Genomic DNA, 25,595 nt, shown 5'->3' with positions numbered 1-25,595 from the left:
ACGGGTCGGTCAGGCCTCGGCCTCGGCCTTGATCCGCTCCAGGGTCTGCCGCATGCCGGCCCGCAGCTCACCGGTGAACTTCGTCTGCCCGCCCATGACGGCGTCGGTCAGCTTCAGCGAGATCGACGAGATGCCGTCGGGGGTCTCCCGGCGCTGCGTGATCCTCGTGCCGGTCCCGGTGGGCTCGAGGGTGAAGGACCAGATGGTGAAGTTGTCCTTGATCCGTACGGCGATCTCCGTGTGCGGGTCGAACCGCACGACCTTGGCCTGCGTGGGCCACACCAGGAGGCCGCGCCGGTTGATGTTGAAGGTGCGGGTGCCCAGCTCGACCGGGCCGCCGCCGCGGACGAAGGTCTTGACGACCTGGGGGCTCCACTGCGCCATCCGGGGCAGGTCGGAGACGAGGGACCAGACGGTGGCCGGAGTCGCGGCGACCTCGATGGTCTCCTCCAGCAGGGGCTCGATCTGGGCGGACGGGTCGGTCGAGGTGCTCATGGGACGCTCCGGAGTCGGACGGGCAGGACGAGGTGGAACACGTTCCCGTCGAACCTACTGACAGATGTTCAACAGCGCACCGTGAGACCGGCCACTCCCACGCGTCACCTCACCCAGTCAGCTCACCCAGTCAGCTCAGCCAGTCAGCTCAGGCAGCCGGCACGGTCGCCGCCACCAGCACCTCCGCGGTGCGCCGGGCCGCGGCCGCCGCCTCGATGTCCGCCGACAACGCGCCGTCGGCCAGCCCACCGTCGAGGAGCAGCGCCAGCGAGCGCGCCAGGCCGTCCGGGTCGATCGCCCCGGCCGCCGCCGTCAGCTCCCGCAGCCACGCGAGGACCGACTGCTTGTGGGCGACCGTCCGGTCGTGGACGGGCGTGCCCGGCATCGCCTCGGCGGCGGCGTTGATGAAGGCGCAGCCCCGGTAGCTCTCCCGCCGGCACGCGCTGGTCAGCGCGTCGAAGAGGCCGACCAGCTGGTCGGCGGGGTCCGGTCCGGCGGCCTCGGCGGCCGCGCGCAGTTGTCCGCTCCAGATCCCGTCGACCCGGTCCAGGTAGGCGAGCACCAGCTCGTCCTTGGCCGGGAAGTGCTTGTAGAAGGTCGCCTTGGCCACGCCGGACTCGGCGATGATCAGGTCGACGCCGACGGCCCTGATGCCGCGGGCGTAGAAGAGCCCGAAGGCCGTGTCGAGGATGCGGTCCCGGGCCGACGGAGAGGTCACTCCTTGATCATAGACAGACCTGTCTGTTAACGTCCATGTCACGAGATAGACAGACCTGTCTACCGATGGATCTGATTCACGAAGGACTCCCCATGAAGATCGCAGTTCTCGGCACCGGCATGGTCGGCCAGGCAGTGGCCGGTGGCCTCACGCGCGTGGGTCACCACGTCGTCATCGGCACCCGCGACCCGGAGGCCACGCTGGCCCGCACCGACACCGACGGCATGGGCAACCCGCCGTTCTCGGCCTGGCACGCCGAGCACGGTGACGTCGAGCTCGCCACCTACGCCGACGCCACGTCCGGTGCCGACCTCGTGGTGCTGGCCGGCAACGGGTTCGCCGCCCTGGACATGGTCACCGCCGCCGGTGCCGACAACCTCGCCGGCAAGGTGCTCGTCGACATCTCCAACCCGCTCGACTTCTCCGCCGGCTTCCCGCCGAGCCTGTTCGTCAAGGACACCGACTCGCTGGGCGAGCAGATCCAGCGCGCCTTCCCCGACGTGCGCGTGGTCAAGTCGCTCAACACGCTCACCGCCCCGCTGATGGTCGACCCGAAGCTGCTGGACGAGAGCACCACCGTCTTCGTCTCGGGCGACGACGCCGATGCCAAGGCCACGGTCACCGACCTGCTCGCCTCGCTCGGCCACGACGACGTCATCGACCTCGGCGGGATCGAGACCGCACGCGGCACCGAGATGTTCCTGCCGCTGTGGCTGCGCACCATGGGCGCGCTCGGCACCGGCATGTTCAACGTCAAGGTCGTGCGCTGAGCCGGCTCAGCCCCGGGCGGCCCACCAGGTGAGCAGATGGTCCCGCGCCTGCTCCTCGGTCATCGGGCCGAGGTCCATCCGCAGCTCGAGGAGGTGCTGGTAGGCCTGGCCGACCTCGCGGCCGGGCCCGATCCCCAGGATCTGCATGATCTGGTTGCCGTCGAGGTCGGGCCGGATCGAGGCCAGCTCCTCCTCCTCCGAGAGCCGGGCGATCCGCTCCTCCAGCTCGTCATACGTACGACGGAGCCGGTCGGCCTTGCGTTGGTTGCGGGTGGTGCAGTCGGCCCGGGTGAGGACGTGCAGGCGCTCGAGCTGGTCGCCCGCGTCCCGGACGTAGCGCCGGACGGCCGAGTCGGTCCACTCGCCGGTGCCGTAGCCGTGGAAGCGCAGGTGCAGCTCGACCAGCTTCGAGACCGCCTCGATGTCGTCGTTGGAGAAGCGCAGCGCCTTCATCCGCTTGCGGGTGATCTTGGCGCCGACCACGTCGTGGTGGTGGAAGGTCACGGTGCCGTCGTCGACGAATCGCCGCGTCCGCGGCTTGCCGACGTCGTGCATGAGCGCGGCGAAGCGGGAGACGAAGTCCGGGCCCTCCCCGGGCAGCCGCGGCTCGAGATCGATGGCCTGCTCCAGCACGGTCAGCGTGTGCTCGTAGACGTCCTTGTGCCGGTGGTGCTCGTCCCGCTCCAGCGCCAGCGCGGGCAGCTCGGGCAGCACCCGCTCCGCCAGGCCCGTCTCCACCAGGAGCGCCAGCCCCAGGCGCGGGTAGGGCGCGCACACCAGCTTCACCAGCTCGTCGCGGACCCGCTCGGCGGAGATGATCTCGATCCGGTCGGCCATCGCGGTCATCGCCGCGACCACGGACTCGTCGACGGTGAAGCCGAGCTGGGCGGCGAACCGCGCGGCCCGCATCATCCGCAGCGGGTCGTCGGAGAAGGAGTCCTCGGGCCTGCCCGGCGTGCGCAGCACCCGGTGGGCGAGGTCGACGACCCCGCCGTACGGGTCCTCGACCTCACGACCGGGGACCCGCACCGCCATCGCGTTGACGGTGAAGTCGCGGCGGCCGAGGTCGCCGACGAGCGAGTCGCCGAAGTCCACGTCGGGCTTGCGGGAGGAGGGGTCGTAGGACTCCGAGCGGTACGTCGTGATCTCGACCTGCCACTCGCCCTTGCGGCAGCCGATGGTGCCGAACGCGCGGCCCATGTCCCAGATCGCCTCGGCCCAGCCCTTGAGCAGCCGCTCGGTCTGCTCGGGGCGCGCGGACGTGCTGAGGTCGAGGTCGTTGTGGTGGCGACCGAGCATCGCGTCGCGCACCGGGCCGCCCACGAGGGACAGCTCGTGGCCCGCGTCCGCGAAGCGGCGGCCGAGCTCGTCGATGACCGGGGCGATCCGGTCCAGCTCCGAAGCGACCGACCGCTGGACGTCGGTCAGCTGGAGTGGGGGCATCGGAGCGTCAGGCACGGGAGGCAACTCTATCGTCCGACCCGGCTCCGACGCCCCGGCGGACCAGCGGGGCGGGCGCCGACCCGGCCGATAGAGTCGACGCCATGGTCCGCCCCGCGTCGCTCCTGCCTGCCCTCGTGGCGGCCGCGGCGGCGCTGACGGGTCCCCTCGCGCTCGCGGGACCGGCCTGCGCGCTGCCCGTCCCCGAGACCAGCAGCATCGCCGCGGGCTCGGCCGTGCGCACCGCCCTGCACGCCGCGGCGCCGCGTCCCCGCGCCGGAGCGGCCCCGCGTTACGACGCCCCGCTCGACGTCTCGATCGACACGTTGACCCCGGCCTACGTGCCGCGTCGCGGCCCGATCCGGGTCACCGGCTCGGTCACCAACAACTCCGACGAGGTGTGGACCGACGTCCGCGCCTACTCCTTCATCTCGAGCACGCCGATGACCAGTGCCGAGGAGCTCAAGGACGCCGCGGCCGTCGACCCCGAGGAGTACGTCGGCGACCGGATCACCGAGCCCGGCACCTTCGACACGATCGACCAGATCGACCCGGGCGCCAGCGCGCCGTACTCCATCAAGGTCCCCCGCAAGGACCTCCCCGTCAGCGCGGCCGGCGTCTACTGGTTCGGGGTGCACGCCCTGGGGGCGACTCCCGAGGGCCGCGTCGACGGCGCAGACGGCCGCGCCCGGACCTTCCTCCCCCTGGTGGACCCCACCCGCAAGAGCGTCGACACGGCCCTGGTGGTGCCGCTGCGCCGCGACATCTCCTGGGCACCCGACGGCAGCCTCGAGGACGGTCCGGGGTGGACCGACGACCTCGCCCCCGGCGGGCGGCTCCGCTCCCTGGTCGACTTCGGGGCCTCGGCCGGCTCCCGCCCGATCACCTGGCTGCTCGACCCCGCCCTGCCCGACGCGGTGCGCCGGCTGGCCGACGGCAACGCGCCCCGCTCGATCGCCCCGACCGACACCACCGACCCGGGCGCGACGGAGTCCCCGAGCCCGTCCGACTCGGCCAGCCCGAGCGACGGGGCCACGACTGCCGACCAGCAGGCCGCCGACAGCGCGGCCACCGTCGCCGGCGACGCCTGGCTCGACCGCCTCCACGACGCGCTGCGCAACAGCGAGATCCTCGCCCTTCCCTACGGCGACCTGGACGTCTCCGCCGCGGCGGCGAGCGACCCCGGCCTCTACGAGCGCGCCCGGCGACGCAGCGGCACCACCCTCGCGCCCTGGGGGCTGTCCATGCACCCGGCCATCGGCGCGCCCAGCGGCTACCTCTCCACCCAGGCCATCCACCTGGCCGACCCCTCCGACACGGTGCTGGTCACCGACCGGATGATCGACGGCGACGCCCCGACCGTGGCCCGCGCGCCCGGCCACACGCTGGTGACCACCTCCAACGCGGCGTCGACCGGAGGCCCCGGTCCGGAGGACCGGCTGACGTCGGTCGCGCTGCGCCAGCGGATCGTGAGCGAGGCGGCCCTGCGGCTGCTCGAGCCCGGCCGGCCCCCGCTGGTCGTGGTGCTGCCCCACGACTGGGTGCCCACCGACACCAGCGGCTTCTTCGAGGGCCTCGACATCCCGTGGCTCGACCTCACGACCGTCTCCGGAGCCGCGAGCCGCACCGGCCGGCCGGTCCCCGAGGACGCGCTGCACTACCCCCAGCGACAGGCCGACCGCGAGCTCGACGTCGCCAACTTCACCTCGGCCGAGGCGCTGGTCGACGCGGGCAAGACCCTCCAGAACGTGCTGACCCAGAACACCACGGTCGCCCGCGCGGTCGCGGACCAGGCGATGACCTCCACGTCGTACTCCGCCCGGCTGCACCCCGACGGCTCGCGCGCCTCGGCGGACCGCTCCCGGGAGTGGATCGACGGCCAGCTCGCCTCCATCGCCGTCGAGGCACCGAGCGCGGTGACGCTCTCCAGCACCACGGGCAGGTTCGCGGCGACGGTCAGCAACGGCCTCGACCAGCCGGTGACGGTCCGGATCAAGGCGCTGTCCGACCAGCCGATGACGATCGAGGGACCCCAGGAGGTCGTCGTCGCACCCCACGGCCGCAACACCGTCCTGCTCAACGCCCACACCAGCACGCTGGGCGTCCACAACGTCACGCTCGTCGTCACCGACCTCGACGGCACCCCGCTCGGGTCCTCCGACCAGCTCCCGATCCGCTCGGCCCAGGTCAGCACGGTGATCTGGGTGATCCTCGGCACCGGCGTCGTCCTGCTCTTCGGCGCGATCGCCGTCCGTCTCGTACGCCGCGTGCGCGCCGCCCGCCGCGCCCGCTCGGCCGCCGGGTCGGTCGCATGAGCGACCGGGTCGACGGGGAGGACCAGCAGGTCCTCGCCTCCAGCGCGCTCATGGCCGCCGGCACCGTGGTCTCCCGCCTCAGTGGCTTCGTCCGGTCGTTCCTGCTGGCGGCGGCGCTCGGCAACATGCTGCACGCCGACCTGTTCACGATCGGCAACACGATCCCGAACATGCTCTACATCCTGCTGGCCGGCGGCGTCTTCAACGCCGTGCTCGTGCCGCAGCTGGTCCGCGCCATGAAGCACGACCCGGACGGCGGCGAGGCCTACACCAACCGGGTGATCACGCTGGCCGCGCTCTTCCTGGCGGCCGTGTCGGTCGCGCTCGTGCTGGCGGCGCCACAGGTGATGTCGCTCTACCTCGACAGCTCGTTCTCCTGCGCCAACCTCGCCGACCAGCGGGAGTCGGTCATCGACTTCGCCCGCTACTGCCTGCCGCAGGTCTTCTTCTACGGCATGTTCGTGCTGGTCGGGCAGATCCTGAACTCGCGCGGCCGGTTCGGCCCGATGATGTGGGCACCGATCGCCAACAACGTCATCTCGGTGGCGGTGCTGGCGATCTACCTGCTCGCCTTCGGCCCGGTCCCCCAGACCCAGCTCTCCTCGGCGTACTCCTCCCACCAGGAGCTGCTGCTCGGCCTCGGCTCGACGCTCGGCATCGCGGCCCAGCTGTTCATCCTCGTGCCCTACCTCCGGAAGGCCGGCTTCACGTTCCGCCCCCGCTTCGACTTCCGCAACAGCGGCCTGGGCCACACGCTCCGCCTGGGCATCTGGACCGTGCTGTTCGTCGTGGTGAACCAGGTCGCCTACACCGTCGTGGTCAAGCTCGCCTCGGGCGGTACGTCGGCGGGCGGCTGTGGCCCGCACCCGGCGACCGAGGGCACCGGCTACACCGTCTACTCCTCGACGTTCCTGATCATGATGGTCCCGCACTCGATCATCACCGTCTCGCTGGCGACCGCGATCCTGCCGCAGCTCTCCCGCCGGGCCACCGACGGCGACCTCCCCGGCCTGGCCCGGTCCCTGGCGTCCACCCTGCGCACGGCCCTGTCGGTCGTGGTGCCCTTCGCGCTGCTGCTGCCGCTGATCGCGCTGGACCTGTCCCACGTCGTGTGGGGCCACGGCGCCGCGTCGTCCAACTTCGACCTCTACGCGCCGTCGCTGGCGCTGTTCGGGCCGGGCCTGGTCTTCTTCACCGTCCACTACCTGATGCTGCGCGGCTTCTACGCGCTCGAGCGGACCCGCACGGTCTTCTGGATCCAGTGCGCCGTCGCCGGCTCCAACATCGCCGCCGCGCTGCTCCTCGTCGCCCGCACCGACCCCCGGCACACCTCGCCCGCCCTCGTGGTCGCCTACACGGTCTCCTACGTCGTGGGCTCCCTCATCTCGTACGCCGTCCTGCGCCGGCTCCTCGGCGGCCTCCGCACGCCCGAGCTGGTCCGGTTCGTGGTCCGGCTCGGCATCGCCGCCCTCGTCTCCAGCGCCGTCGCGCTGGTCGTCGCCTGGCTGCTGCACGGCCTCGCCGAGGACCCGTACTGGGTGCTGGCCGCCCTCCGGGCCCTGGTCGTGACGGTCGTGGACGTCGCCGTCTTCGTCGTGATGGCCCGTGTCCTCCGGCTCACGGAAGTGACCTCCGTCATCGACACCGTCACCCGGCGGTTCCCCTCCGCCCGCAAGTCCTGACGCGCCCTACGATGGCCGGGAGACAGCCCGAGCGGGGACGAGAGGAAGAGGGGAGCTGCGTGCCGAACTCCATCCGGCCCGGCGACGTCCTCGCCGACCGCTACCGACTCGTCGACCTCCTGGCCGAGAGCGAGGGCGGCCGGTTCTGGCGGGCCCACGACAAGGTGCTGCAGCGCCACGTCGCGCTCCACGTGATCGACGCCGACGACGAGCGGGCGCCCGGGCTCCTCGAGGCCGCCCGGCAGTCCGCGACGGTCCCGGACCGGCGGTTGCTGCGCGTGCTCGACGCCGACCAGGTCGACGGCCTCACCTACGTCGTCAACGAGTGGGGGTCGGGGCACTCCCTCGACGTGATGCTCGCCGACGAGGGCCCCCTCGCCACCCGCCGCGCCGCGTGGCTCGTCTCGGAGGTGGCCGCGTCGCTGGCCGCGGCCCACGCCGTCGGCGTCGCCCACGGCCGGCTGGTCCCCGAGAACGTCATCGTCGACCGCTCCGGCTCGGTGCGCATCATCGGCTTCTCCGTCGACGCGGCCCTGCACGGCCTCCCTCCGGGCCGGGTCTCCACCGACGTCGCCGACCTCGGCGGGCTGCTCTACTGCGCGCTCACCGGCCGGTGGCCGGGGGTCTCCCGCTCGAGCGTGCCCGCCGCACCCCAGGAGCACGGCCGGCTGCTGCGACCCCGCCAGGTCCGGGCGGGCATCCCGCGCACCCTCGACTTGCTCTGCGACGCCGTCGTCAACCCGTACGCCGTGCCCTCGAGCCGCGACGGCCACGACCTGACCACCGCCCAGGGCATCCGCGACGCCCTCACCGACTTCGTGGGCGACCCGTCCGGGATGGCCGAGGCCGAGGTGACCAGCCGCGAGCGCCGCGAGGGCTCGCGCGGGCAGGAGACCGCGCGGATGCCGGTCCTGCCCCCGCTGGCCGAGATGCCCGAGCCGGAGCCCGAGGCCGAGGAGGTCCCGGGCCCGGTGAGCGCGCCGGTGTCCGACCCGGTCGACGAGTCGGTGCCCGACGACGCCGCGATCACCTCGACCCACGACCAGCTGCCCGGGGCCGCGCCGACCCCGGCCGCCACCCCCTCGGTCGACCTGCCCACCCAGGCCGGGCTGCCGATCTTCGACGACGCCACCGACGACGTGTCCTGGCTGACCGCCCGCGCCGAGAAGGCCCCGCCGCCCCCGCCCTTCGAGCCGCACCCCGAGCGCCCGCTCTTCGCCCCCGACCCCGAGGACGGCCAGCCCGTCCGCAAGACCCGGCCGTCGGCGGCGACCGGGTCGCGGGACTACTGGCCGTGGGACACCAGCACCGGCACCGGGACGGGAGCGGTCCCGGTCCCCGACGAGGACGAGGACGACGAGGTCCCCGGTCGCAGCTGGCTGCGCCTGGCCTTCGGGATCCTGGCCGCCCTGGTGCTGCTCGTGGCCGTGCTGGTCGCCTACAACCTCGGCCGGGGCAAGACCCCGCTCGGCGCCGAGCCCGACGACTCGAGCTCCAGCAGCGCCAAGGGCACTCCTGTCGCCTCCAGCACCCCGATCACCACCCTGACCGCCTCCGACTTCGACCCCCAGGGCGACCCGCCGGAGGAGAACCCCGACCTCGCCCCGCTCGCGGTCGACGGCGACGCCACGACGGCCTGGCGGACGATGACCTACGACCAGAACATGGGTCCCGGCGGCCTCAAGACCGGGGTCGGGCTCACCATCGACCTCGGCGAGAGCCACGACGTGTCCGAGGTCGACCTGACGCTCGTGGGTGCCGCCACCGGCGTGAGCATCTACGTCACCGACACCGCACCCACCGGCGTACGCGGCCTGACGCCCGCCGCCAGCGTGACGGCCGCGGCCCGGCAACGGGTGCCCCTCGACGAGCCGGTGACGGGTCGCTACGTCACCGTGTGGCTCACCTCGCTGCCCCAGATCGCGGGCGGTTACCGGGGCGAGATCGCCGAGGTGGGAGTCCGCGGATGACGCCGCCCGAGGACGGCCGCACCGACGCGGAGCTGCTGCACGCCCACGTCGACGGCGACCACGACGCGTTCGGCGTGCTCTTCGCGCGCCACCGGGACCGGCTCTGGGCCGTTGCCCTGCGCACCCTCGGCAACCCCGAGGACGCCGCGGACGGGCTCCAGGACGGCATGGTCGCCGCCTACCGGCGGGCCGGGTCCTTCCGTGGCGACGCGGCCGTGACGACCTGGCTGCACCGCGTGGTCGTCAACGCCTGCCTCGACCGGATCCGGGCCGCGCGCGTGCGCCGTGCCGACCCGTTGCCCGACGACCTCGAGGAGTACGGCAACCGCGGGTCGCTGGCCTCGGCCACGGACGCGGCCGAGGACCCTGCCGACCTGTCGGTCCGGGACGAGCGCCGTCGCGCCGTGCTCGCCGCGCTGCACTCCCTGCCCGCCGAGCAGCGGGCCGCGCTCGTGCTCGTCGACATGGAGGGCTACCCCGTCGCCGAGGTGGCGGTGATGCTCGACTGCGCGGTGGGGACGGTCAAGTCCCGCTGCTCCCGCGGACGTGCACGGCTGGCCGAGCTGCTCGACGTGCTGCGCCCCGACCGTGACCCGGACCACCCCGATCCGGGGAACCCGCCCCCGGGCCGGGCCGTCCGATCCCAGAAGACCCCCCGCGGGCCACCGGCCTGACCACCGGCCCCCCCCGACCGCACTCCCGCCGAGACCCCTGAGAGGAGGCGCCCCCATGAGCCGTGAGCCCCACGAGCCGGACCTGACCCCCGAGCAGGAGCAGGAGGTACGCCGCCTGCTCGCCGACGCGCGCCACACCGCTCCGATCCCCGAGGACGTCGCCACCCGGCTCGACCGGGTCCTCGGCGAGCTCGCCCGGGGCGAGCACCCCATCCCCGTCCCCGCCCCCGTCGTCCAGCTCGCCTCGCACCGGCGCCGCCGGGCCGCGAGCATGCTGGTGGCCGCGGCCGCCGTGGTCGCGGTCGGCGTCGGCCTGGGCCAGGTCGTGGGCGGCGGCTCGGACTCCGGCTCGGGCGCGGCCTCCAGCGCCGACTCGGCCCGCGAGGTCCCCATGACCGCCCAGAAGGACGCCCCGTCCAGCGAGAGCGCGCTCGCCGGCAGCGCGGCCGGTGACTCGGTGGACTCCTACGCCCTCCCGCGACCGGTCCGGGTGCGCGAGCAGCACTTCTCCGCCGACGTACGCCACGCCCGCCGGCTGCTGCGCAGCACCCTGCGGTCCACCCAGGACCAGAGCTTCGACGGCACCAGCGCGAGCACCGCCGTCGGCCCCTGCCCCCGGGGCGACTGGGGCTCCGGGCGGCTGGTCCCGGCCACCTACGACGGCCAGCAGGCGGTCCTGGTGTTCCGCGCCGTGGCCGGCGACACCCAGGTCGTCGACCTCTTCGCCTGCGGCAGCGACGTGGCCCTCCGCTCGATCACCCTGCCCGCTCCCTAGTCGCGTCCAGCCGCGTCCAGTCGCGTCCGGTCGGGGCTGGTCGGGGCCCGGCCGGGAAGATTCCTCACCTACGATCGGTTCTACCAAGGCCCAGCCCGCGATCGAGGAGACATCGACTCCATGCCCGAGTCCCAGTCCGACACCCGCAACGTCATCATCATCGGCTCCGGCCCCTCCGGCTACACCGCAGCCGTGTACGCCGCGCGGGCCAACCTCCACCCCCTCGTCTTCGAGGGCTCGGTGACCGCCGGTGGCGCCCTGATGAACACCACCGAGGTCGAGAACTTCCCGGGCTTCCGCGACGGCATCATGGGCCCGGCCCTGATGGACGAGATGCGGGCCCAGGCCGAGCGCTTCGGCGCCGAGCTGGTCGCCGACGACGTCGTCGAGGTCGACCTCACCGGGGACGTGAAGGTCGTCAAGACCGCCACCGACACCTACACCGCCCGCGCGGTGGTCCTGGCCACCGGCTCGGGCTACCGCAAGCTGGGCCTGCCCCGCGAGGAGGAGCTCTCGGGCCGCGGCGTGTCCTGGTGCGCGACGTGCGACGGGTTCTTCTTCCGCGAGCAGCACATCGCCGTCGTCGGCGGTGGCGACTCCGCCGTCGAGGAGGCCACCTTCCTGAGCCGGTTCGGCTCCAAGGTCTCGCTGATCGTGCGCCGCGACGAGCTGCGCGCCTCCAAGATCATGCAGGAGCGCGCGTTCGCCGACCCCAAGATCGAGATCCTCTGGAACTCCGCCGTCGACGAGATCAACGGCCAGGACCGCCTCGAGTCGCTCACCCTCAAGGACACCGTCACCGGCGAGACCCGCGAGCTCGACGCCACCGGCCTGTTCATCGCCGTGGGCCACGACCCCCGCTCGGAGCTCCTCGTGGGCCAGGTCGACCTCGACGACAACGGCTACGTCCTGGTCGACCAGCCCTCGACGCGGACCAACCTCGCCGGCGTGTTCGCCGCCGGTGACCTGGTCGACCACCACTACCGCCAGGCCATCACCGCCGCCGGCACCGGCTGCGCGGCCGCCCTCGACGCCGAGCGCTATCTCGCCGACCTCGACCACGCCGCCAGCACCCAGGACGCCGGCACCGCCGAGGTGCTGACCGAGACGGTGCAGACCGCCGGCCTCTGAGTCACCCCGGAGCCGTCACGGAGCGGCGCGGGAACAGATGTCCCCGGCGTCGTGTTCACTCATCGCAGACTTCAGCACCAGCACGCTTCACCGACAAGCACCAACCGAAAGGGAGTTCCCGTGGCGAACATCGCTGCCGTGACCGACGCCGAGTTCGAGGCGCAGGTCCTCAAGTCCGACAAGCCCGTCCTGGTGGACTTCTGGGCCGAGTGGTGCGGCCCGTGCCGCCAGGTCGCCCCGATCCTCGACGAGATCGCGACGGCCCACGGTGACAAGATCACGTTCCTGAAGATGAACGTCGACGAGAACCCCGTCACCCCCTCGTCCTACCGGGTGACCGGCATCCCGACGATCAACGTCTACCAGGGCGGCGAGGTCGTGAAGTCCATCGTCGGCGCGCGCCCCAAGGCGACGCTGCTCAACGAGCTCTCCGACTTCATCGCCTGAGCTCTGCTCACGCAGGGCCCGTCACAGGGCCTGGCGCCCGCTCCTCGTCGCCTTCGGCGTGGGGGCGGGCGCCTTCTGCTTGTGCGGGCGCACCACGCCCAGCAGCCGCTCCAGCGCGACCTCGAACTCGTCCCTCCACGTCAGCGCCGAGCGCAGCTCCATCCGCATCCGCGGTGTCGTGCTGTGCGCGCGCTGGGTCTTGAAGCCCACTCCCCCCAGGAACGCCTCCGGCAGCACGCAGGTGCCGGCGTGCCGGCCGCGGGTGTCGCCGAAGGCCTCCACCGCCCGGAAGCCGCCGCGCTCGATCAGGTCGCGGGCCATCCCCTGCACGAGCATCCGGCCCAGCCCGCCGCCGGCGTGCGCCGGATCGACGTACGCCGTGGTCAGCAGCACCGCGTCGGGCGAGACCGGCGCGGTCGGGAAGCCGGCGGCGCCGGGCACGTAGGCCTCGGGGGCGTAGATGAGGTAGCCCACCGGCTGGTCGTCGACGAGGGCGATCCGCCCGCACGAGCCCCACTCCCGCAGCACCTGGGAGACCCACGCGTCCTTCTCGCCGCAGGGGTCGTCGACCCGGGCGCGGCGGACGGGGTCGAGCTCCCAGAACAGGCAGGAGCGGCAGGGCGAGGGCAGCGCGTCGAGGTGGTCCAGGGTGAGCCGGACGATCTTGCGCGACATGGCATCCTCCCCGGCGCCCCGTCGTGCTGGAACCGCGTGGGCGCCTGCGTCACCTCCCACCATAGGCCGCACCCGGAGGGGTCTGGGGAGTATCAGGCCGCGAGCCGGGCGGCGCGCCGCGTCCGGGTCCCTGACAGGATGAGCGCGTGCGCCCGATCCGACAGAGCAGGAAGCTCCAGAACGTCCGCTACGACGTCCGCGGCCCCATCCTCGTGGAGGCCCAGCGGCTGGAGGCCGAGGGCCACCGGATCCTCAAGCTGAACATCGGCAACACCGCACCGTTCGGCTTCGAGGCGCCCGAGGCGATCCTGGCCGACATGATCCACCACCTGCCGAAGTCGCAGGGGTACGCCGACTCGCGGGGCATCTGGTCGGCCCGCACCGCCGTCGCGCACTACTACCAGTCCCACGGCCTCAAGGACGTCTCGGTCGAGGACGTCTTCATCGGCAACGGCGTCTCCGAGCTGATCTCGATGGTGCTTCAGGCCTTCCTCGACGACGGCAACGAGATCCTCGTACCGGCGCCGGACTACCCGCTGTGGACCGGTGCGATCACCCTGTCGGGGGGCAAGGCGGTCCACTACCGCTGCGACGAGGCCGACGACTGGAACCCCGACCTCGCCGACATCGAGGCCAAGATCACCGAGAACACCCACGGCCTGGTGATCATCAACCCCAACAACCCCACCGGCGCGGTCTACAGCGAGGCGACCGTCCGGGGGCTGGTCGACATCGCTCGCCGGCACGAGCTGGTCGTGTTCGCCGACGAGATCTACGAGAAGATCCTCTTCGAGGACGCGGTCCACCACCACGCCGCGACGTACGCCGGCAACGACGTGCTCTGCCTGACCTTCAGCGGGCTGTCCAAGGCCTACCGCGTGTGCGGCTACCGCGCCGGCTGGGTGATGATCTCGGGCCCCAAGGAGATGGCCACCGACTTCCTCGAGGGCCTCACCCTGATCGCCAACATGCGGATGTGCTCCAACGTCCCGGCCCAGCACGCGATCCAGACCGCCCTGGGCGGCTACCAGTCGGTCGAGGAGCTGATCGGTCCCGGTGGCCGCTACTACGAGCAGAGCATGCTCGCCCACCGGCTGCTCAACGAGATCCCCGGCGTCTCCAGCGTGAAGCCGAAGGGCGCGCTCTACTGCTTCCCGCGCCTGGACCCCGAGGTCTATCCCATCGAGGACGACGAGCAGTTCGTCATCGAGCTGCTGCGCGCCAAGAAGCTGCTCGTCACCCACGGCACCGGCTTCAACTGGTTCGAGCCCGACCACTTCCGGCTGGTGACCCTGCCCGACGTGGCGATGCTCGAGGAGGCCATCGGGCGGATCGGCGACTTCCTGGCGATGCGTCGCTGACCCGTCGTTGATCCGCCGCTGGTCCGTTGCTGAGACAGCGCCTCCGCGACGCCCGCCGGTCACCGGGGTGCCCCTAGAGTCACCCCATGCGAGACCTCACCTACCCCCCGATCATCGCCACGGCCAAGACCGCCTTCCGGGTGCTCGGCCAGCGTTTCCAGATGACCGGGACGGAGAACGTGCCCCGCACGGGCGGCGTGCTGCTGGCCTACAACCACATCGGGTACGTCGACTTCGTCTACGGCGGCCTCGCCGCCAACCCCTCCGGGCGCAAGGTGCGCTTCATGGCCAAGCGCGAGCTCTTCGACCACACCTGGACCGGTCCCCTGATGCGCTCGCTGCACCACATCGAGGTCGACCGCGGCGAGGGACTCGCGTCCTACCGGACCGCCGTGGACTACCTCCGGGCCGGCGAGGCCGTCGGGATCTTCCCCGAGGCGACCATCTCGCGGGCCATGGAGCTCAAGGAGTTCAAGTCCGGCGCGGTACGGATCGCCGCCGACGCGGGCGTCCCGCTGGTGCCGGTGATCCTGTGGGGCACCCAGCGGATGATGACCAAGGACCACCCCAAGGACTTCTCCCGCGGCAAGACGATCGCGATCCACGTGGGCGAGCCCCTGCACCCGACCGGCGAGAACGCGGTCGCCGAGACCGCTGAGCTCAAGCGCGTCATGACGGAGATGCTCGATCGCGCGATCGCCGACTACCCGGCCGACGAGCAGCCGCCGGGGTCCTGGTGGGTGCCGGCCAGGCACGGCGGCACCGCGCCGACGCTCGAGGAGGCCGCCGCCCTCGACGCCGCCGAGAAGCGGGAGCGGGCTGCGAAGCGCGCCGCGAAGAGGGCAGCCCGGTCCTGACCTCGATGTTGCACGTGAAACATCGTCCGCGGCGGGTGGAGACCCCCGGAATCGGCCTCATCAGGAGCCGCTGGGAGCGAATTCCGGTCCTGCTGACGGCCGCCCCCGCAGCGCCACCTCGCTCAGAATCGCTCTGACAGAACCGAAGAGCCCCCGATCCGGCGATCGGGGGGCTCTTTCATGCCAGTTCTGGTCGCTTGCTCAGCGACTTGTCGCTTTGTCGACAAAGCGACTTATCGATTCAGATGGGGCGATCGTTCCGGTTGCGCGGGTCCATGACGTCCACGATGCGCTGGAGGTCGTCCATCGAGGCGAACTCGACGGTGATCCGCCCCTTGTTCTTGCCCAGGTCCACCTTCACGCGCGTCTCCAGACGGTCCGAGAGCCGGTCGGACAGCTCGACGAGTCCGGGCGCGACCGGCTTGCGCCGGGTGACGCGCTGGGGAGCCGTGCCGTGGTCGCCGACCGCGACGATCTCCTCGAGGCCACGCACGCTGATGCCCTCGGCGACGACCCGTGCGGCGAGGCGGTCCTGCACCTCGGAGTCGACGACCGCGAGGAGCGCACGGGCGTGGCCGGCGGAGAGCACTCCGGCGGCCACCCGGCGCTGGACGGCCGGACTCAACTTCATCAGGCGCAGCGTGTTGCTGATCTGGGGCCGCGACCGGCCGATCCGGGTGGCCAGCTCCTCGTGGGTGCACCCGAAGTCGTCGAGCATCTGCGCGTAGGCGGCCGCCTCTTCGAGCGGGTTGAGCTGCGAGCGGTGCAGGTTCTCCAGCAGCGCGTCGCGCAGCATGTCGTTGTCGTCGGTCTCGCGGACGATCGCGGGGATCGTCTCCAGGCCGGCCTGCTGGCAGGCGCGCCAGCGCCGCTCGCCCATGACCAGCTCGAAGGTCACCGGGCCCGTGCGGCGTACGACGACGGGCTGGAGCAGCCCGACCTCGCGGATCGAGTGCACCAGCTCGCCCATGGCCTCCTCGTCGAAGACCTGGCGCGGCTGGACCGCGTTGGGCGTGATCTGCGCGAGCGGCAGCTCGGCGAAGTAGGCGCCCGAGACCGGGGCCAGCCCCTCGGCAGCCGGGTCGACGGGCGCCGACGGCAACGCAGGCGGGGCCGTGGGCGTACCGTCGACAGGGGTGGACGCCTGGGAAGCCCCGTCCGTCTCGCTTGCCGCCGGCGGCGCCGTGGGGATCAGGGAGCCCAGCCCGCGTCCCAGACCGCGGCGCTGCTGCGGTCGACCCGTGTTGGTGGTGCTGCTCATGCGGGGTCCCCTCGGAAGCAGGAGCGAAGCGAGTGGTTTCGTGGGGTGAGGATCATGCGGGAACTCCCTTGATCGCGATCTCGCGGGCGGCCTCGAGGTAGGAGAGGGCTCCCGGCGAACCGGGATCGTAGGTCATCACGGTCTGGCCGTAGGACGGCGCCTCGGAGACGCGCACCGAGCGCGGGATCGTCGTCTTCACGACCCGCTCGCCGAAGTGCTCGCGCACCTCGTCGGCCACGCCGGCCGCGAGCCGGGTGCGGGCGTCGTACATCGTCACGAGGATCGTGGAGACCTGCAGGCGCGGGTTGAGGTGCGCCTTGACCATCTCCACGGTCTCGAGCAGCTGACCCAGCCCCTCCAGCGCGTAGTACTCCGCCTGGATCGGGATCATCATCTCCGCGCCCGCCACGAGGGCGTTCAGGGTGAGCAGGCCGAGGGACGGCGGGCAGTCGATGAAGACGAAGTCGAAGCGCTCCTCGCCCACCTCGTCGGCCGTGCCGACCCGGGGGTGGGCCTGGATCGCGCGGTGGAGCCGGTTCTCGCGAGCCACGACCGAGACCAGCTCGATCTCCGCTCCCGCGAGGTCGATGGTCGCGGGGACCACGAAGAGGTTGTCGATGTCGGGGCACACGGCCATGACCTCGTCGAGCGGCACGCCCTCGACCAGGGCGTCGTACGTCGAGGGCACGCCGCGGCGGTGCTCCACCGACAGCGCCGTCGACGCGTTCCCCTGCGGGTCGAGGTCGATAACCAGCACCCGCTGCCCGAGCTGGGCCAGGGCCGCGGCGACGTTCACGGTCGACGTGGTCTTGCCGACGCCGCCCTTCTGGTTGGCCACGACCAGGACCCGCGTGGCGTCCGGGCGGGGCAGGGCCGGCCGCATCCGGGCACCGGTCCGGGCCATCACGGTGTGCTCCGCGGCGCGCGCCAGCGGGGTCGCGTGGTCGTCGAAGACCGGCCCGGCGTCGGCGAGGTCGGCCGCGGTCCGGACGGTGAAGGGACGGGCGGTCGGTGTTTCACGTGAAACCACGGCGTTGTCGGTGTCCGTCCCATGTTGTGGATGACTGGCGCTTGTCTGTGGATAACCACGCTCACCGAGCGGGGTCGAGGCGGTGGATAACTTGTCACTCACCAAGGCGGAGCCGTGCTCCGTCCCCTGCCGAGACTCGTCCGTCACGCCCCACGCCTCCGGTTCTTGCTCGTCCTGCGGGACTTGGCACCGGGTTTGCTCACCGGCGCCGTCGCAAGCGGCCAAGATACCCGGCCCGGATCGGCCCAGGCCACTCGCACCGCCAGAGTGGTCGAATCCAGCTCGTCCTCACCCAGGACGATCACCTCGGGCTCGGCGCAGCCGAAGGCCTCGAGCTCAGTTGCGGCCTCGAGGATCTCCTCGGTGATGGAGGAGCCCTTCATCGCCACCAGGGCTCCGGTGGGCGCCACCAGCGGCATCGACCAGGTCAGGAGCCGGCCGAGGGGAGCCACCGCCCGGGACGTCACGACGTCGAACCGGCGGGACCCGTGCAGCGCATCGGCCCGGCCCCGGACCACCTCGACGTGGTCCAGGCCGAGCTCGGCCACCACCTCCTCGAGGAAGGTCGTCCGGCGCAGGAGCGGCTCGACCAGGGTGATCCGCAGGTCAGGCCGGGCGATCCCCAGGACGAGGCCGGGGAGGCCGGCTCCGGACCCGATGTCGCACACCGAGGAGTCCTCGGGCAGCAGGTCGCCCAGCACCGCACAGTTCAGCAGGTGCCGGTCCCACAGACGCGGCGCCTCGCGTGGGCCGATCAGCCCGCGCACGACCCCGTCGGTCGCCAGCAGCTCGGCGTAGCGCTCGGCGAGGGGAAGCCTCTCGATACGGAACACCCTCCGGGCCACGTCGGGCGCGGAGGGTGTTTCACGTGAAACATCGTCGTTCATGATCAGTCGGGGAGGACCACCACGTGCCGGCGGGGCTCGACGCCCTCCGACTCCGAGACCAGGCCGGCGGCGGCCACGGCGTCGTGGACCACCTTGCGCTCGAACGGGGTCATCGCATCCAGGGCGACCCGCTCGCCGGACTCCTTCACCCGCGCGATCGTCTCCTCCGCCAGGGCGACCAGCTGCTCGCGCTTCTCGGCCCGGTAGCCGGAGACATCGAGCATCAGCCGGGAGCGCTCGCCGGTCTCGCGGTAGACCGCGAGCCGGGTCAGCTCCTGCAGGGCGTCGAGGACCTCGCCGCGCGCGCCCACGAGCTGGCTGAGGTCGGCACCGACGATGGAGACCGCGGCCCGGTCGCCCTCGACGTCCATGTCCAGGTCGCCGTCCAGGTCGGCGATGTCGAGCAGCTCCTCGAGGTAGTCGGCGGCGATGTCGCCCTCCTGCTCGAGCTGCTGGACGCGGTCCGCGCGCGAGGCCGGGGTCACCGTCTCGTCGGCGCTCTCCGTGCCCTCGGTGTCCACGGTGTCCTCGTCGAGGACGTCGGGGGTGTCGGTCGCGTCGGTCACCGTCGTGTCGGTCGTCGGGTCGCTCACTGCTGGTCTCCCTCGGGGGTCGTGCCCGACGGCTTCGCGCCACCGGACTTCTTGCGCTGTTCGCGGGTCTGCTTCTTCGGCTGCTGGCGGGTCGCCGGGCGGCGGTCGACCTCGGGCTCGGTGGCGACCTCGGTGGCCACCGCGGCGCCGCCGTGACGGCGGGCCTTCGCAGCGTCGCGGTCAGCCTTGGCCTGGGCGGCCGGCGTGCCGGGAGCAGGGTTGTTGCGGATCACGTAGAACTGCTGGCACATGGTCCACAGGTTCGACGTCGTCCAGTAGAGGAGCACGCCGATCGGGAAGGCGATGCCACCAACGGCGAAGACGAGCGGCAGCACGTAGAGCAGCAGCTTCTGCTGCTGGGCGTAGGGCCCGCTCAGCGCGTCGGCCGGCATGTTCTTGCTCATCAGCTGGCGCTGGGTCAGGAAGGTCGTGGCCGTCATCGCGACCACGAGGATCGCGGCCACGATCTGCACGCTGGTGTGCCCGTCGGGGCTGGTGAAGGAGGCCGAGATCGGGATCGTGCCGAACAGCTTCGACTCACCGAAGTTCTTGGCCAGCGCGTCGCTGAGGAAGCCGTTGCCGGTCTGGTCCTTGGCGGCCTTGTCGATCAGGCGGAACAGCGCCAGGAAGATCGGCATCTGGATCAGGATCGGCAGGCAGGAGGCGAACGGGTTGGTCCCGGTCTCCTTGTAGAGCGCCATCGTCTCCTGGGCGAGCTTCTCCCGGTCGTGGCCGTACTTCTTCTGCAGCTCCTTCACCTTGGGCTGGATGAGCTGCATGTTGCGGCTGGACTTGATCTGCTTGACGAACAGCGGGATCAGCGCCGCCCGGATCACCAGGGTGAGGCCGATGATCGACAGCGCCCAGGCAATGCCGCCATCCGCGTTGAGCACCGTGCCCCACACCTTGTGCCAGCCCACGAGGACCGCCGAGACGAGGTAGTACAGCGGCGTCATGATGAAGTGGCCGATGTCGCCGAAGATTCCCACGGGTCAGGCTCCTTGCTGAGTGGTTGGAGTCGAGGGGGCGTGCTCGGTGCGGTCCGCACGGCGGGGCACCGGGTCGTAGCCGCCGGCCGCCCACGGGTGGCAGCGGGCCAGGCGTCGTACGGCGAGCCAGCTGCCGCGCAGGCTGCCGTGCTCGGTCACCGCGTCCAGGGCGTACTTGGAGCAGGACGGGTGATAGCGGCAGACCTGGCCGTAGAGCGGACTGATCACCGCGCGGTAGGCCTTGAGCAGGCCGATGAGGAGGTATTTCACGTCAGCACCCGCTGGAGGGAACGCGTGAGGTCCGCGCCGAGTTCCTCGTAGGAGGCTTCGGCGGCGGCCGGCAGCGCCCGGACCACGAGCACAGCAGAGCCCGGGAGAGCGGTGAGCTGCTCCCGGGCCAGGTGTCGGAGTCGGCGCTTCACGCGGTTGCGGATGACTGCGTTCCCCACGGCCTTGCTGACCACGAACCCCACCCGCGCCGGCGCAGCCGGAGTGGGTGCGGAGTCCACAGCAGCCCCGGTGGCCAGATGGACCACCAGGGTGCGGGACCCGGCCCGACGACCGCGGCGTGTGGTCGTCCGGAAGGACTCGGGATCCCTCAGCCTCGCGGCCTCGGGCAACACGCGGCCGGCCTGGGGAGGCTGGCCGTCAGACGGCCAGATCCTTGCGACCCTTGCGGCGACGCGAGGACAGGATCGCGCGACCCGCACGGGTGCGCATGCGCAGGCGGAACCCGTGCACCTTGTGACGGCGGCGGTTGTTCGGCTGGTACGTACGCTTGCTCACGAGCTTCTCTCCATGGTGGTTCAGGGGCAGCCACGACCGGCGGATCGGCAGTGCCGTTGGAACTGTTGACGCCTTTCGGCTGGCACCGCCCACCCGCGGAGGGCGCGAGGCTTCCCCGTGGACATGCGGCACCGGTCGACACCGGGTGACCGGCCAACGGTACGCGCTGGCGTTCAACAGGGTCAAACCGACGGTACGGACCCCGGCGGCAGCCTGTGGATGACGTCTTGCTCCACGCCCAGCAGGCTTGTTACGTTCGCAGCCTCCGGGGTTCCCCGCCACCCCCGTCATCCACCGCTCACCCGCTCGTGTGACCCCCGCCACAATTGTGGTCAAAGGGCCTCTGACCTGCGGAAACGCATCACCGGACGACAGCGGGGTGGGTCCCGGAGCGGCTCTTTCCACAGTGGACGGGTCGGGTTCACAACCTGTGGACAAAGTTGTGGACACGAAACATCGCCTCGCGTTCCGCCGCAGTTCTCCTGCGAGCCGGCCGACGAGGACCGAGCATGGGCACCGGAGAGCGGCCGCAACGGCCTCGGCACAGCACCCGGCCGCCCGCGACACCAGCAGCACGAAGACAAGAAGGCGGGGACACCGTGGAGCACAGCTCGAACTCGGGCACTTCCGATCTGGGCAGCGCCTGGCGGGGAGTCGTCGACGACCTCCAGCCCAACCAGCGGGCCTGGCTGCGGGCCAGTGAGCCGGTGACCCTGCACGAGAGCACCGCGATCATCGCGGTGCCCAACGACTTCACGCGCACCCAGCTCGAGGGCCGGCTGCGCGCCCAGCTCGAGGATGCGCTCACCGTCGCGTTCGGGCGCGAGATCCGCATCGCGGTCACGGTCAACCCGCAGCTCGACGAGCAGGCGATGGCCGAGGCACCCGCAGAACAGATCGACACCTCGACAAGTCAACAGATCGACATGTCGACAAATGCACCCGGTGTGGCCGGGGTCGTTCCCCAGGTCGCCCTGCCCGAGCCGCCGGAGGCCGCCAGCCGCCCGGCCACGGCACTCGAGACCCGGCTCAACCCCAAGTACACCTTCGAGACCTTCGTCATCGGCTCGTCCAACAGGTTCCCCCACGCGGCCGCGGTCGCGGTCGCCGAGGCACCGGGCAAGGCCTACAACCCGCTGCTCGTCTACGGCGACTCCGGCCTGGGCAAGACCCACCTGCTCCACGCGATCGGTCACTACGTGCGCAGCCTCTACAGCGGGGCCAAGGTGCGCTACGTCTCCAGCGAGGAGTTCACCAACGAGTTCATCAACGCGATCCGCGACGACCGGCAGGACCGGTTCAAGCGTCGCTACCGCGATGTCGACGTGCTGCTCATCGACGACATCCAGTTCCTGGAGGGCAAGACCCAGACCCAGGAGGAGTTCTTCCACACGTTCAACACGCTCCACAACGCCAACAAGCAGATCGTGCTGACCTCCGACCGCGCGCCCAAGCGGCTCGAGGCGCTCGAGGACCGGCTGCGCAACCGGTTCGAGTGGGGCCTCATCACCGACGTGCAGCCCCCCGACCTCGAGACCCGCATCGCGATCCTGCGCAAGAAGGCTGCGATGGACCGGCTCACCGCGCCGCCGGACGTCCTGGAGTTCATCGCCTCCAAGATCCAGACCAACATCCGCGAGCTCGAGGGTGCGCTGATCCGGGTGACGGCCTTCGCCAACCTCAACCGCCAGGAGGTCGACATGACCCTGGCCGAGATCGTGCTCAAGGACCTGATCCCCGAGGGCGGCGAGCCCGAGATCACCGCCGGGCTGATCATCGCCCAGACCGCGGCCTACTTCGGGCTCTCCATCGAGGAGCTCACCGGACCGAGCCGCGGCCGGCACCTGGTCATGGCCCGCCAGATCGCGATGTACCTCTGCCGCGAGCTCACGGACCTCTCCCTGCCCAAGATCGGCGCCCAGTTCGGCAACCGCGACCACACGACCGTGATGTACGCCGACCGCAAGATCAACCAGCTGCTCGCCGAGCGCCGCGCGGTCTTCAACCAGGTCTCCGAGCTGACCAACCGGGTCAAGATGCAGGCGCGCCAGTCCTGATCCACCTGACCTGACCCGAAAATGGCTCTCCAGAAACCGTTCTGGGGGTCCGCGAGCACCTGCGACGTCCGACCAGTGGTCGGGCGTCGCTCTCATTTCGGTTTCTGACGAGCCATTTCTGCACCTTTCCTGTCGTTCCCCGGCCTGTGGACGACCTGTGGGCCAGAGGCGCCGACTTCCCACACCCCCTGTGGAGAACCCGGGAGAACGAACGACACGGAGTTCCGAGTGCACAGCCACCCCTGGTCGTCACCCAGGCAGTTCCACACCCCCTGTGGAGAGCCATTGCGGGGGATGACCTGCGGTTTTGTCGCCTCTCCACAGATTCCACCGTTGCTATGACTCCTCCGTACCTCCAGACAGATCGATCCTCTGTCAACATCGATCCGGGCCCCGATCTGGGGACAACCTCCCGAACTTGTCGTTCCCTGCTCGCCCTGCGGGCCGACCGGGGAACGTGGATTGCCCACCGAACCTCCCAAGGGCTGGCGGCTCATGGCAGGATTCACAGTCCAGAAGACACCGGTCCGCCCACGCGACCGCCTCTCCACCACGAAGGACCCACTGTGAAGTTCCGCGTCGACCGTGACGTCCTCGCCGATGCCGTCGCCTGGGCTGCCCGCAGCCTTCCGGTGCGTCCCAGCGTCCCCGTGCTGGCCGGCCTCCTGATCGATGCCACCGACGAGGGCCTCGTGCTCTCGACGTTCGACTACGAGACCTCGGCGCGCGCCACCCTCAAGGCCGACGTCGCCGACGAGGGCCGTGCCCTCGTGAGCGGCCGGCTCCTGGCCGACATCTGCCGCAGCCTTCCGGCCAAGCCGGTCGAGATGGTGCTCGACGGAAGTCGGGTCTCGCTCACCTGCGGGTCGGCGCGCTTCAGCCTCCAGACCATGCCGGTCGAGGACTACCCGTCCCTCCCGGACATGCCCACCGCGACCGGCACCGTGCAGAGCGACCAGTTCGCCCACGCCGTCGCCCAGGCCGTGACCGCCGCCGGCCGCGACGACATGCTGCCGGTGCTCACCGGCGTGCGGATCGAGATCGACGGCTCGACGATCTCGCTGCTGGCCACCGACCGCTTCCGGCTCTCGCACCGCGAGCTCGGCTGGGACCCCCGCACCCCCGACGAGTCGATGGCCGCGCTGGTCCCCGCCAAGGTGCTCGGTGACACCGCCAAGTCGCTGACCGCGGGCAGCGAGGTCACCATCGCCCTCGCCGCGAGCGGTGCCGGCGAGGGCATCATCGGCTTCGAGGGCGCGGCCCCCGGCGGCGTGCGCCGTACGACCACGCGCCTGCTGGACGGCGAGTTCCCCAAGGTCCGCAGCCTGTTCCCCAACGAGCACCTGATGGTGGCCAAGGTCGACAAGGCCGCGCTGATCGAGTCGGTCAAGCGCGTGGCCCTCGTCGCCGAGCGCAACACCGCGGTCCAGCTCGCCTTCTCCGACGGCGTGCTGACCCTCGACGCCGGGTCCGGCGACGAGGCCCAGGCCTCGGAGTCGATCGAGGCGACCATCGACGGCGAGGACATCACCACGGGCTTCAACCCGCAGTTCCTGCTCGACGGGCTCACCGCGATCGACCAGCCCGTGGTCGAGCTCGCCTTCACGCAGGCCTCCAAGCCCGTCGTGATCAGCGGGTCCACGGCCGACGGCGAGCAGGACTCACCGTTCCGCTACCTGCTGATGCCGCGCCGCCTGCTCTCCTGAGCGGGCCGGGCAACCGGCAGATCGCAGCACCGCACGACCCAGATCCACATCGGAGGAACGCATGGACATCGGACTCATCGGCCTGGGCAAGATGGGCGGCAACATGCGGACCCGGTTGCGGGAGGGCGGCCACACGGTCGTGGGCTACGACCGCAACCCGGACCTGTCCGACGTGGAGAGCCTGGAGGAGCTGGTCGGGAAGCTGCCCTCCCCCAAGGTCGTGTGGGTGATGGTGCCGGCCGGTGACCCCACCCGCGAGACCATCAAGGCCCTCGGCGAGCTGCTGGGTGAGGGCGACCTCGTGGTCGACGGCGGCAACTCCAAGTGGACCGACGACCAGATCAACGCTGACCTGCTCGCCCAGAAGGGCGTCGGCTTCGTCGACTGCGGCGTCTCCGGTGGGGTCTGGGGCCTGAAGAACGGCTACGCCCTCATGTGCGGCGGCTCCGACGAGGACGTCGCCAAGGTCCAGCCCGCCTTCGACACCCTCAAGCCCGAAGGCGAGTCCGGGTTCGTGCACGCCGGCAAGAAGGTCGGCGCCGGGCACTTCTCCAAGATGGTCCACAACGGCATCGAGTACGCCATCATGCAGAGCTACGCCGAGGGCTGGGAGCTGCTGGAGAAGGTCGACCTGGTCGACAACGTCACCGACGTCTTCGACTCCTGGCGCGAGGGCACCGTCATCCGGTCCTGGCTGCTCGACCTGCTGGTCGAGGCACTCAAGCAGGACACCCACCTCGACAAGATCTCCGGCTACGCCGAGGACAGCGGCGAGGGCCGCTGGACCGTCGAGGCCGCGATCGACAACGCGGTGCCGATGAACGTCATCGCCGCCTCGCTCTTCGCCCGGTTCGTCTCCCGCCAGGACGAGAGCCCGGCCATGAAGGCGATCGCCGCCATGCGCAACCAGTTCGGCGGTCACGCCGTACGCACCCAGCCGCCCGCCGGCGGCGACGCGCCCACGAAGGACTAGGCG

General features: G+C 71.3%; 25 protein-coding genes. 13 read left to right on the top strand and 12 right to left on the bottom strand.

Features of this window, described 5'->3' with window-relative positions; translation table 11 throughout:
- Window positions 1-9 precede the first annotated feature (9 nt).
- Both FB382_RS19910 and FB382_RS19905 read right to left on the bottom strand, forming a co-directional pair.
- A complete protein-coding gene (locus FB382_RS19910) occupies window positions 10-495 on the bottom strand; it encodes an SRPBCC family protein (protein ID WP_220481939.1) in 486 nt (161 codons plus the stop codon).
- 148 nt (window positions 496-643) lie between these two features.
- Entirely contained in the window at window positions 644-1,213 is a 570-nt protein-coding gene (locus FB382_RS19905; protein WP_182541713.1) for a TetR family transcriptional regulator, read from the bottom strand.
- A 92-nt stretch (window positions 1,214-1,305) separates the two neighbouring features.
- On the opposite strand from FB382_RS19905, the gene FB382_RS19900 reads away from it, so the two are divergent.
- The gene (locus FB382_RS19900; protein ID WP_182541712.1) at window positions 1,306-1,983 is read left to right on the top strand and encodes an NADPH-dependent F420 reductase; all 678 of its coding nucleotides are present in this window, start codon (window positions 1,306-1,308) and stop codon (window positions 1,981-1,983) included.
- Between the two features lie 6 nt (window positions 1,984-1,989).
- On the opposite strand, the gene FB382_RS19895 is transcribed toward FB382_RS19900, so the two are convergent.
- A complete protein-coding gene (locus FB382_RS19895; RefSeq protein WP_182542001.1) occupies window positions 1,990-3,426 on the bottom strand; it encodes a CCA tRNA nucleotidyltransferase in 1,437 nt (478 codons plus the stop codon).
- Window positions 3,427-3,527: 101 nt separating this feature from the next.
- Here FB382_RS19895 and FB382_RS19890 point away from each other — a divergent pair, with 101 nt between their 5' ends.
- From FB382_RS19890 to trxA, 7 genes are all read left to right on the top strand, one after another.
- Window positions 3,528-5,738 (top strand): DUF6049 family protein, encoded by a 2,211-nt coding sequence (locus FB382_RS19890; RefSeq protein ID WP_182541711.1) that lies wholly within the window; start codon window positions 3,528-3,530, stop codon window positions 5,736-5,738.
- The gene (gene murJ / locus FB382_RS19885; protein WP_182541710.1) at window positions 5,735-7,420 is read left to right on the top strand and encodes a murein biosynthesis integral membrane protein MurJ; all 1,686 of its coding nucleotides are present in this window, start codon (window positions 5,735-5,737) and stop codon (window positions 7,418-7,420) included. Before FB382_RS19890 ends, murJ begins: the two co-directional genes overlap by 4 nt.
- Before the next feature lie 59 nt (window positions 7,421-7,479).
- A complete protein-coding gene (locus FB382_RS19880) occupies window positions 7,480-9,390 on the top strand; it encodes a protein kinase family protein (protein WP_182541709.1) in 1,911 nt (636 codons plus the stop codon).
- Window positions 9,387-10,064, top strand: a complete 678-nt coding sequence (sigM, locus tag FB382_RS19875) for an RNA polymerase sigma factor SigM (protein WP_182541708.1) — start codon at window positions 9,387-9,389, stop codon at window positions 10,062-10,064. Before FB382_RS19880 ends, sigM begins: the two co-directional genes overlap by 4 nt.
- Before the next feature lie 55 nt (window positions 10,065-10,119).
- The gene (locus FB382_RS19870; protein ID WP_182541707.1) at window positions 10,120-10,839 is read left to right on the top strand and encodes a hypothetical protein; all 720 of its coding nucleotides are present in this window, start codon (window positions 10,120-10,122) and stop codon (window positions 10,837-10,839) included.
- Window positions 10,840-10,959: 120 nt separating this feature from the next.
- Window positions 10,960-11,970 carry a thioredoxin-disulfide reductase gene (gene trxB, locus FB382_RS19865; RefSeq protein WP_182541706.1) on the top strand — a complete coding sequence of 337 codons (1,011 nt, stop codon included), beginning with the start codon at window positions 10,960-10,962 and terminating at the stop codon, window positions 11,968-11,970.
- A 120-nt stretch (window positions 11,971-12,090) separates the two neighbouring features.
- Window positions 12,091-12,417, top strand: coding sequence for a thioredoxin (gene trxA / locus FB382_RS19860; RefSeq protein ID WP_125037091.1), 327 nt, complete (start codon window positions 12,091-12,093; stop codon window positions 12,415-12,417).
- 21 nt (window positions 12,418-12,438) lie between these two features.
- Here trxA and FB382_RS19855 read toward each other — a convergent pair whose 3' ends face one another.
- Complete coding sequence (locus FB382_RS19855) at window positions 12,439-13,092, bottom strand: GNAT family N-acetyltransferase (RefSeq protein ID WP_182541705.1); 654 nt, start codon at window positions 13,090-13,092, stop codon at window positions 12,439-12,441.
- Window positions 13,093-13,238: 146 nt separating this feature from the next.
- Here FB382_RS19855 and FB382_RS19850 point away from each other — a divergent pair, with 146 nt between their 5' ends.
- Together FB382_RS19850 and FB382_RS19845 are read left to right on the top strand one after the other, a co-directional pair.
- Complete coding sequence (locus FB382_RS19850) at window positions 13,239-14,453, top strand: aminotransferase class I/II-fold pyridoxal phosphate-dependent enzyme (RefSeq protein ID WP_182541704.1); 1,215 nt, start codon at window positions 13,239-13,241, stop codon at window positions 14,451-14,453.
- Window positions 14,454-14,539: 86 nt separating this feature from the next.
- Entirely contained in the window at window positions 14,540-15,310 is a 771-nt protein-coding gene (locus tag FB382_RS19845; RefSeq protein WP_182541703.1) for a lysophospholipid acyltransferase family protein, read from the top strand.
- Window positions 15,311-15,551: 241 nt separating this feature from the next.
- Here FB382_RS19845 and FB382_RS19840 read toward each other — a convergent pair whose 3' ends face one another.
- The 8 genes from FB382_RS19840 to rpmH all read right to left on the bottom strand — a co-directional run bounded on the left by FB382_RS19840 (window position 15,552) and on the right by rpmH (window position 20,856).
- Window positions 15,552-16,571, bottom strand: a complete 1,020-nt coding sequence (locus FB382_RS19840) for a ParB/RepB/Spo0J family partition protein (protein ID WP_182541702.1) — start codon at window positions 16,569-16,571, stop codon at window positions 15,552-15,554.
- A gap of 52 nt (window positions 16,572-16,623) precedes the next feature.
- On the bottom strand, window positions 16,624-17,601 hold the full coding sequence (locus FB382_RS19835; protein WP_343055693.1) for a ParA family protein: 978 nt from the start codon (window positions 17,599-17,601) through the stop codon (window positions 16,624-16,626).
- Window positions 17,602-17,744: 143 nt separating this feature from the next.
- The gene (gene rsmG / locus FB382_RS19830) at window positions 17,745-18,434 is read right to left on the bottom strand and encodes a 16S rRNA (guanine(527)-N(7))-methyltransferase RsmG (RefSeq protein WP_425490140.1); all 690 of its coding nucleotides are present in this window, start codon (window positions 18,432-18,434) and stop codon (window positions 17,745-17,747) included.
- Between the two features lie 56 nt (window positions 18,435-18,490).
- On the bottom strand, window positions 18,491-19,081 hold the full coding sequence (locus tag FB382_RS19825; RefSeq protein ID WP_425490139.1) for a Jag family protein: 591 nt from the start codon (window positions 19,079-19,081) through the stop codon (window positions 18,491-18,493).
- A complete protein-coding gene (gene yidC, locus FB382_RS19820) occupies window positions 19,078-20,070 on the bottom strand; it encodes a membrane protein insertase YidC (RefSeq protein WP_182541700.1) in 993 nt (330 codons plus the stop codon). The genes FB382_RS19825 and yidC overlap by 4 nt, the downstream gene beginning before the upstream one ends.
- Window positions 20,071-20,073: 3 nt before the next feature.
- On the bottom strand, window positions 20,074-20,340 hold the full coding sequence (gene yidD / locus FB382_RS19815; RefSeq protein WP_182541699.1) for a membrane protein insertion efficiency factor YidD: 267 nt from the start codon (window positions 20,338-20,340) through the stop codon (window positions 20,074-20,076).
- Window positions 20,337-20,693 carry a ribonuclease P protein component gene (rnpA, locus tag FB382_RS19810; protein ID WP_182541698.1) on the bottom strand — a complete coding sequence of 119 codons (357 nt, stop codon included), beginning with the start codon at window positions 20,691-20,693 and terminating at the stop codon, window positions 20,337-20,339. The genes yidD and rnpA overlap by 4 nt, the downstream gene beginning before the upstream one ends.
- Before the next feature lie 25 nt (window positions 20,694-20,718).
- Window positions 20,719-20,856 (bottom strand): 50S ribosomal protein L34, encoded by a 138-nt coding sequence (gene rpmH, locus FB382_RS19805; protein ID WP_028637884.1) that lies wholly within the window; start codon window positions 20,854-20,856, stop codon window positions 20,719-20,721.
- Window positions 20,857-21,455: 599 nt separating this feature from the next.
- Between rpmH and dnaA the strand changes: the two genes are divergently transcribed.
- From dnaA to gnd, 3 genes are all read left to right on the top strand, one after another.
- Window positions 21,456-22,913, top strand: a complete 1,458-nt coding sequence (gene dnaA, locus FB382_RS19800) for a chromosomal replication initiator protein DnaA (protein WP_182541697.1) — start codon at window positions 21,456-21,458, stop codon at window positions 22,911-22,913.
- A 566-nt stretch (window positions 22,914-23,479) separates the two neighbouring features.
- Window positions 23,480-24,619, top strand: a complete 1,140-nt coding sequence (dnaN, locus tag FB382_RS19795) for a DNA polymerase III subunit beta (RefSeq protein ID WP_182541696.1) — start codon at window positions 23,480-23,482, stop codon at window positions 24,617-24,619.
- Window positions 24,620-24,680: 61 nt separating this feature from the next.
- Entirely contained in the window at window positions 24,681-25,592 is a 912-nt protein-coding gene (gene gnd / locus FB382_RS19790) for a phosphogluconate dehydrogenase (NAD(+)-dependent, decarboxylating) (RefSeq protein WP_182541695.1), read from the top strand.
- Window positions 25,593-25,595 lie beyond the last annotated feature (3 nt).

It is taken from the genome of Nocardioides ginsengisegetis (assembly GCF_014138045.1).
GTDB lineage: Bacteria > Actinomycetota > Actinomycetes > Propionibacteriales > Nocardioidaceae > Nocardioides > Nocardioides ginsengisegetis.
The sequence above is the reverse complement of the archived record's forward strand: the minus strand, read 5'-3'. Positions and strand labels throughout refer to the sequence as shown.

Coding starts and splice junctions, on each gene's coding strand:
- FB382_RS19845 (WP_182541703.1), top strand. CDS start 14,540: ATGCGAGACCTCACCTACCCCCCGATCATCGCCACGGCCAAGACCGCC.
- trxB (WP_182541706.1), top strand. CDS start 10,960: ATGCCCGAGTCCCAGTCCGACACCCGCAACGTCATCATCATCGGCTCC.
- gnd (WP_182541695.1), top strand. CDS start 24,681: ATGGACATCGGACTCATCGGCCTGGGCAAGATGGGCGGCAACATGCGG.
- FB382_RS19870 (WP_182541707.1), top strand. CDS start 10,120: ATGAGCCGTGAGCCCCACGAGCCGGACCTGACCCCCGAGCAGGAGCAG.
- FB382_RS19890 (WP_182541711.1), top strand. CDS start 3,528: ATGGTCCGCCCCGCGTCGCTCCTGCCTGCCCTCGTGGCGGCCGCGGCG.
- FB382_RS19910 (WP_220481939.1), bottom strand. CDS start 495: ATGAGCACCTCGACCGACCCGTCCGCCCAGATCGAGCCCCTGCTGGAG.
- FB382_RS19895 (WP_182542001.1), bottom strand. CDS start 3,426: ATGCCCCCACTCCAGCTGACCGACGTCCAGCGGTCGGTCGCTTCGGAG.
- FB382_RS19855 (WP_182541705.1), bottom strand. CDS start 13,092: ATGTCGCGCAAGATCGTCCGGCTCACCCTGGACCACCTCGACGCGCTG.
- FB382_RS19840 (WP_182541702.1), bottom strand. CDS start 16,571: ATGAGCAGCACCACCAACACGGGTCGACCGCAGCAGCGCCGCGGTCTG.
- sigM (WP_182541708.1), top strand. CDS start 9,387: ATGACGCCGCCCGAGGACGGCCGCACCGACGCGGAGCTGCTGCACGCC.
- murJ (WP_182541710.1), top strand. CDS start 5,735: ATGAGCGACCGGGTCGACGGGGAGGACCAGCAGGTCCTCGCCTCCAGC.
- FB382_RS19900 (WP_182541712.1), top strand. CDS start 1,306: ATGAAGATCGCAGTTCTCGGCACCGGCATGGTCGGCCAGGCAGTGGCC.